The sequence below is a fragment of the Streptococcus mitis subsp. hohhotensis genome (assembly GCF_020089495.2).
In the GTDB taxonomy this organism is placed as follows: Bacteria; Bacillota; Bacilli; order Lactobacillales; family Streptococcaceae; genus Streptococcus; species Streptococcus hohhotensis.
Map to the genome: position 1 here is coordinate 166,331 of NZ_JAIRCA020000002.1, position 7,375 is coordinate 173,705.

5 protein-coding genes are annotated in these 7,375 nt (G+C 39.7%); 4 read left to right on the top strand and 1 reads right to left on the bottom strand.

The genetic code is table 11. The features are described from left to right. Positions 1 to 14 precede the first annotated feature (14 nt). Positions 15 to 1,520 carry a pyruvate kinase gene (pyk, locus tag K4Z77_RS01840; protein ID WP_224218261.1) on the top strand — a complete coding sequence of 502 codons (1,506 nt, stop codon included), beginning with the start codon at positions 15 to 17 and terminating at the stop codon, positions 1,518 to 1,520. Between the two features lie 392 nt (positions 1,521 to 1,912). Here the strand turns inward: pyk and K4Z77_RS01845 are convergent, their stop codons facing one another. Beyond that, the gene (locus tag K4Z77_RS01845) at positions 1,913 to 2,899 is read right to left on the bottom strand and encodes an L-lactate dehydrogenase (RefSeq protein ID WP_000204726.1); all 987 of its coding nucleotides are present in this window, start codon (positions 2,897 to 2,899) and stop codon (positions 1,913 to 1,915) included. Between the two features lie 194 nt (positions 2,900 to 3,093). Here K4Z77_RS01845 and gyrA point away from each other — a divergent pair, with 194 nt between their 5' ends. The 3 genes from gyrA (at position 3,094) to K4Z77_RS01860 (ending at position 7,242) form a co-directional block, all read left to right on the top strand. Continuing rightward, on the top strand, positions 3,094 to 5,562 hold the full coding sequence (gene gyrA / locus K4Z77_RS01850; RefSeq protein ID WP_224218262.1) for a DNA gyrase subunit A: 2,469 nt from the start codon (positions 3,094 to 3,096) through the stop codon (positions 5,560 to 5,562). Next, positions 5,562 to 6,305, top strand: a complete 744-nt coding sequence (srtA, locus tag K4Z77_RS01855; protein ID WP_101781991.1) for a sortase SrtA — start codon at positions 5,562 to 5,564, stop codon at positions 6,303 to 6,305. Before gyrA ends, srtA begins: the two co-directional genes overlap by 1 nt. 139 nt (positions 6,306 to 6,444) lie before the next feature. Further along, the gene (locus K4Z77_RS01860) at positions 6,445 to 7,242 is read left to right on the top strand and encodes a formate/nitrite transporter family protein (protein WP_224218263.1); all 798 of its coding nucleotides are present in this window, start codon (positions 6,445 to 6,447) and stop codon (positions 7,240 to 7,242) included. Positions 7,243 to 7,375: the final 133 nt, after the last annotated feature.

Consider the following 7,375-nt stretch of genomic DNA (forward strand, 5'->3'; position numbering starts at 1 on the left):
GAGTCACAAAAATCATGAACAAACGTGTAAAAATCGTTGCAACTTTGGGTCCTGCGGTAGAAATCCGTGGTGGTAAAAAATTCGGTGAGGACGGATACTGGGGTGAAAAACTTGATGTTGAAGCTTCAGCTAAAAACATTGCTAAATTGATTGAAGCTGGTGCTAACACATTCCGTTTCAACTTCTCACACGGTGACCACCAAGAACAAGGTGAGCGTATGGCAACTGTTAAACTTGCTGAAAAACTTGCAGGTAAAAAAGTTGGTTTCCTTCTTGATACAAAAGGACCAGAAATCCGTACAGAATTGTTCGAAGGTGAAGCTAAAGAGTATTCATACAAAACTGGTGAAAAAATCCGTGTTGCAACTAAACAAGGAATCAAATCAACTCGTGAAGTGATTGCGTTGAACGTTGCTGGTGCTCTTGATATCTATGATGATGTTGAAGTTGGTCGTCAAGTGTTGGTTGACGATGGTAAACTTGGTCTTCGTGTTATTGCTAAAGATGACGCAACTCGTGAATTTGAAGTTGAAGTTGAAAACGATGGTATCATCGCTAAACAAAAAGGTGTGAACATCCCTAACACTAAAATTCCTTTCCCAGCTCTTGCTGAACGCGATAACGACGATATCCGTTTCGGTCTTGAACAAGGTATCAACTTCATCGCGATTTCATTCGTACGTACTGCAAAAGATGTGAACGAAGTTCGTGCAATCTGTGAAGAAACTGGAAACGGACACGTTCAATTGTTCGCTAAAATCGAAAACCAACAGGGTATCGATAACTTGGATGAAATCATCGAAGCTGCTGATGGTATCATGATCGCTCGTGGTGACATGGGTATCGAAGTACCATTCGAAATGGTTCCAGTTTACCAAAAAATGATCATTACAAAAGTGAACGCTGCAGGTAAAGTTGTTATCACTGCAACAAACATGCTTGAAACAATGACTGAAAAACCACGTGCAACTCGTTCAGAAGTATCAGACGTATTCAACGCTGTTATCGATGGTACTGACGCTACAATGCTTTCAGGTGAGTCTGCAAATGGTAAATACCCTCTTGAGTCAGTAACTACAATGGCTACAATTGATAAGAATGCTCAAACTCTTCTTAGCGAATACGGACGTTTGAACTCAGATTCATTTGAACGTAATTCTAAGACAGAAGTAATGGCTTCAGCTGTTAAAGATGCTACTAACTCAATGGATATTAAATTGGTTGTAACTCTTACTAAGACAGGTCACACTGCACGTTTAATCTCTAAATATCGTCCAAACGCTGATATCTTGGCATTGACATTTGATGAATTGACAGAACGTGGATTGATGTTGAACTGGGGTGTTATCCCAATGTTGACAGATGCTCCATCTTCAACTGACGATATGTTCGAAATTGCTGAACGTAAAGCAGTTGAAGCAGGTCTCGTAGAATCTGGTGACGATATCGTTATCGTAGCTGGTGTACCACTTGGAGAAGCTGTTCGTACAAATACAATGCGTATCCGTACAGTACGTTAATTAAAATAAAAAAGCCTATTATATCAAGCTTTCTAGCCTGTATGATGGGCTCTTTTTGTATGTGGGCAAAGTTTTTACTTTTGATTTAATGCAACTGTAGCTAAAGAGTAAATCGTTGCTTGTTCCATACCTTTTGTGATGTGAGTATAAATCTGATTGGTAGTCTTTTTGTCTTCATGCCCAAGCTATGACATGATAGCTTTTAAAAGGATGTTGTTTTTTGAACGAAAATTTCATAAAATGTTTAGCTTTTATAGTGTATTGAAGCTAGAATAGTACGCCGTGGCTGCTAAAACATTTCTAGAAATTAATTTGTTCATATCTTATTTCAACCTACTATAATACAGAAAAAAACAACTCCCTGATGATTCAAGGAGTTGTCTATAGTTAAATTAGTTTTTTGAAGCAGCTTGGAATTCTGGGTTTTTCCATGCTTCGTCAATGATAGCTTGCAATTCTTTAGCAGATGCTTGCATTTTTTGAGTTTCTGCGTCGTTCAATGGGATATTTACTGGACGAACGATACCATGTGCACCAACAACAGCTGGTTGACCGATAAAGACGTTCTCAACTCCGTATTGACCTTCTTGGAATACTGAAAGTGGAAGTACTGCGTTTTCATCGTCAAGGATTGCTTTAGTGATACGAGCAAGGGCTACTGCAATACCGTAGTATGTTGCACCTTTTTTGTTGATGATTGTGTAGGCTGCATCACGAACACCTTCGAACAATTCAATCAATTCAGCTTCTTGAACATTTTGAGTGTCTTTAAGGAATTCTTCAAGGTTTACACCAGCGATGTTTGCGTGTGACCAAACAGCGAACTCAGAGTCACCGTGTTCACCCATGATGTAAGCGTGAACTGAACGAGCATCTACATCCAATTTTTCAGCAAGTGCTTGACGGAAACGAGCTGAGTCAAGTGAAGTACCTGAACCGATAACGCGTTCTTTAGGGAATCCAGAGAATTTCCAAGTTGAGTAAGTCAAAACGTCAACTGGGTTAGCAGCAACAAGGAAGATACCTTTGAAACCTGATTCAACAACTTGAGTTACGATTGATTTGTTGATAGCAAGGTTTTTACCTACAAGGTCAAGACGAGTTTCACCTGGTTTTTGAGGCGCACCTGCAGTGATCACAACAAGGTCAGCGTCTGCACAGTCAGAGTATTGAGCTGCATAGATTTTTTTAGGTGAAGTGAAGGCAAGGGCGTGACTAAGGTCAAGCGCGTCACCAACAGCTTTTTCATGCAATTGTGGAATTTCGATAATTCCAAGCTCTTGTGCAATTCCTTGGTTAACAAGTGCAAAAGCGTAAGATGAACCTACAGCACCATCTCCGACAAGGATAACTTTTTTGTGTTGTTTAGTTGAAGTCATTGTTCTAAACATCTCCTTAATTTTATTCAGGGATTTCCCCAGTTATTTTAATTCTATCACTTTTAAAAAGCTTTGTCACGAATATTCTATTCGGTTATCAATGTAAACGTTTTAGCGATTTTCAAAGGCTGAAATGAAGGACAAATTATGGTATAATATATCTAATTACTAATAGTGAAATGAGGCATTTATGAATGCAGGATAGAAATTTAGTGAATGTCAATCTGACAAAGGAGATGAAGACTAGCTTTATCGATTACGCCATGAGTGTTATCGTAGCGCGGGCTCTTCCTGATGTTCGAGATGGTTTAAAACCTGTTCACCGCCGTATTCTTTACGGAATGAATGAACTAGGTGTTACTCCAGACAAACCTCATAAAAAATCAGCCCGTATCACAGGGGATGTCATGGGTAAATACCACCCTCACGGAGACTTGTCTATTTATGAGGCTATGGTTCGTATGGCCCAGTGGTGGAGCTACCGTTACATGCTCGTTGATGGGCATGGAAACTTTGGTTCCATGGATGGGGACGGTGCTGCCGCGCAGCGTTACACTGAGGCACGTATGAGCAAGATTGCTCTAGAAATGCTTCGTGATATCAATAAAAACACGGTTGATTTCGTAGACAACTACGATGCCAATGAGCGTGAACCCTTGGTCTTGCCAGCTCGTTTTCCAAACCTTTTGGTCAATGGAGCAACGGGTATCGCCGTTGGGATGGCAACCAATATTCCCCCTCACAACTTGGGTGAAACCATTGATGCAGTGAAGTTGGTTATGGACAATCCTGAAGTGACGACTAAGGACTTGATGGAAGTCTTGCCTGGTCCAGATTTTCCAACTGGTGCTCTTGTCATGGGGAAATCAGGGATCCACAAAGCTTATGAGACCGGTAAAGGTTCCATTGTCCTTCGTTCTCGTACAGAGATTGAAACCACTAAGACGGGTCGTGAGCGTATTGTTGTAACGGAATTCCCTTATATGGTTAATAAAACCAAGGTACATGAGCATATTGTTCGCTTGGTTCAGGAAAAACGAATTGAGGGCATTACAGCCGTACGTGATGAGTCCAACCGCGAAGGCGTTCGCTTTGTAATCGAGGTTAAACGCGACGCGTCTGCCAACGTTATCCTTAACAACCTCTTCAAGATGACCCAGATGCAAACCAACTTTGGTTTCAACATGTTGGCGATTCAAAATGGTGTGCCAAAAATTTTGTCCCTTCGTCAAATTTTGGATGCTTATATCGAGCACCAAAAAGAAGTGGTTGTTCGCCGTACTCGTTTTGACAAGGAAAAAGCAGAAGCGCGTGCGCACATCTTAGAAGGTCTTTTAATCGCTCTGGATCACATTGATGAAGTGATTCGTATTATCCGTGCTAGTGAAACGGATGCGGAAGCGCAAGCTGAGTTGATGAGCAAGTTTAAGCTTTCTGAACGTCAAAGTCAGGCTATCCTAGACATGCGTCTTCGTCGTTTGACAGGTTTGGAACGCGATAAGATTCAGTCTGAGTATGATGATCTCTTGGCTTTGATTGCAGATTTGGCGGATATTCTTGCTAAACCAGAACGTGTTTCTCAAATCATCAAAGAAGAATTGGATGAAGTTAAGCGTAAGTTTGGCGACCAACGTCGTACAGAGTTGATGGTCGGTGAAGTATTGAGTCTTGAAGATGAGGATTTGATTGAAGAATCGGATGTCTTGATTACGCTTTCTAATAAGGGATACATCAAACGTCTGGACCAAGCTGAATTTACTGCTCAAAAACGTGGTGGCCGCGGTGTTCAAGGTACAGGTGTTAAGGATGACGATTTTGTTCGTGAGTTAGTGTCGACTAGCACCCATGATCACCTGCTCTTCTTCACAAATAAAGGACGCGTCTATCGCCTGAAAGGATATGAAATTCCTGAGTATGGTCGGACGGCCAAAGGACTACCAGTAGTTAATCTCTTGAAATTGGATGAAGGCGAAAGTATTCAGACGATTATCAATGTTGAGTCTGAACGCAGTGATGATGCTTATCTCTTCTTTACAACCCGTCATGGTATTGTGAAGAGAACAAGCGTTAAGGAATTTGCTAACATTCGTCAGAATGGTCTCAAGGCTTTGACCCTCAAAGATGAAGATGAGCTAATTAATGTATTACTAACAGAAGAAGATACGGATATTATCATTGGTACCAAGTTTGGTTATGCAGTTCGCTTTAATCAATCAGCCGTTCGCGGCATGAGTCGTATCGCCACAGGTGTGAAAGGTGTGAATCTCCGTGAGGGAGACACAGTTGTTGGTGCTAGTGTGATTACAGACCAGGACGAGGTTCTTATCATCACAGAAAAAGGATATGGTAAGCGTACAGTCGCGACTGAATATCCAACAAAAGGTCGTGGTGGTAAAGGAATGAAGACGGCTAATGTGGCTGAGAAAAATGGTCCTCTATCAGGTCTCTTGACTGTGAAAGGTGATGAAGACTTGATGATTATCACTGATACTGGTGTCATGATTCGAACCAATGTTGCCAATATTTCACAAACAGGACGCTCAACTATGGGAGTTAAAGTAATGCGTCTGGATCAAGATGCTAAAATTGTGACCTTTACAACGGTTGCAGCGGCAGAAAAAGAAGAAGTTGGGACAGAAAACGAAACAGAAGGTGAAGCATAATGTCTCAAAAAAATAATAAAAAGAAAAACAAACGAAAAAATCTGCTGACAAATATCCTGGCAGGATTTCTGATACTACTATCAATTGCTTTGATTTTTAATGCTAAAATTCGTGATATTTTTATAGTTTGGAATACCAATAAGTACCAAGTTAGTCAGGTATCAAAAGAAAAAATAGAAGAAAATCAGGATACAGAAGGAAATTTTGATTTTGATTCTGTCAAAGCTATCTCTTCTGAAGCGGTTCTAGCTTCTCAATGGGATGCTCAAAAATTACCAGTTATCGGCGGAATTGCAGTCCCTGAATTAGAAATGAATCTGCCAATTTTTAAAGGTCTTGATAATGTCAATCTCTTCTATGGTGCTGGCACAATGAAACGCGATCAAGTGATGGGGGAAGGAAATTATAGTCTAGCTAGTCATCATATTTTTGGTGTCAATAATGCTAATAAAATGTTATTTTCTCCTTTAGATAACGCTAAAAATGGTATGAAGATTTATCTAACCGATAAAAATAAAGTTTATACTTATGAAATACGTGAAATCAAACGTGTTACACCGGATCGTGTTGATGAAGTTGATGATAGAGATGGGGTAAATGAGATTACATTAGTAACCTGTGAAGACCTTGCTGCTACAGAACGTATTATTGTAAAAGGCGATTTGAAAGAAACAAAAGAATATTCACAAACATCTGATGAAATCCTAACAGCTTTCAATCAACCATATAAACAATTTTATTAATACAAATCAGTGAAATCCTGGATTTCACTGATTTTTTAAGCTTTTCATAAGAATAAACTTTTATGAAATACAGAAAACGCTTCCTTAATTTTAACGTTTGTGATATAATTATCATGTAAAAAATTTTTAGGAGTTTATTATGGTTTCTTCAGAATTTATCTCAAAGATTGAATTTGCTTGCAAGAAGAAAGAAAGTCTTTATAGTCAAAGCAAATTTAAGTATGCGATTCGTTCTATGTTCGCAGGTGCATTTTTAACCTTCAGTACAGCTGCTGGTGCAGTTGGGGCTAATTTGATTAATAAAATTGCGCCAGGTAGTGGACGATTCCTCTTCCCATTCGTTTTCGCTTGGGGCTTGGCCTACATTGTTTTCTTGAATGCCGAGTTGGTAACATCAAACATGATGTTCTTGACTGCTGGTAGTTTCTTGAAAAAAATCTCTTGGAGAAAAACGGCTGAGATTTTACTTTACTGTACCTTGTTCAACCTTATTGGAGCCTTGATAGCAGGTTGGGGATTTGCTCACTCAGCAGCCTATGCACATCTGACACACGATAGCTTTATTTCAGGGGTTGTTGAGATGAAGTTAGGCCGTTCAAATGAATTAGTTTTGCTTGAGGCTATTTTGGCAAATATTTTCGTAAATATTGCGATTCTTTCATTTGTTTTGGTCAAAGATGGTGGTGCCAAACTTTGGCTTGTGTTGTCAGCGATTTACATGTTTGTATTCTTAACAAACGAGCACATTGCGGCGAACTTTGCTTCTTTCGCGATTGTGAAATTCAGTGTTGCTGCTGATTCAATTGCTAACTTCGGTGTTGGAAATATGCTCCGTCACTGGGGAGTAACCTTCATCGGAAACTTTATCGGAGGAGGTCTCTTGATGGGTCTTCCATATGCCTTCCTCAATAAAAACGAAGATACTTATGTAGATTAAGGAAATGAGCACGATTGATTCCAATGTCATTAAGTTAAGAAATTCAAATACAATTCTGTATTTGGGTTTCTTTTTTATGTGATAAACTTATAGTTAAGGAGGGATTTCCCATGATAAAACAGATAAAAGCCCA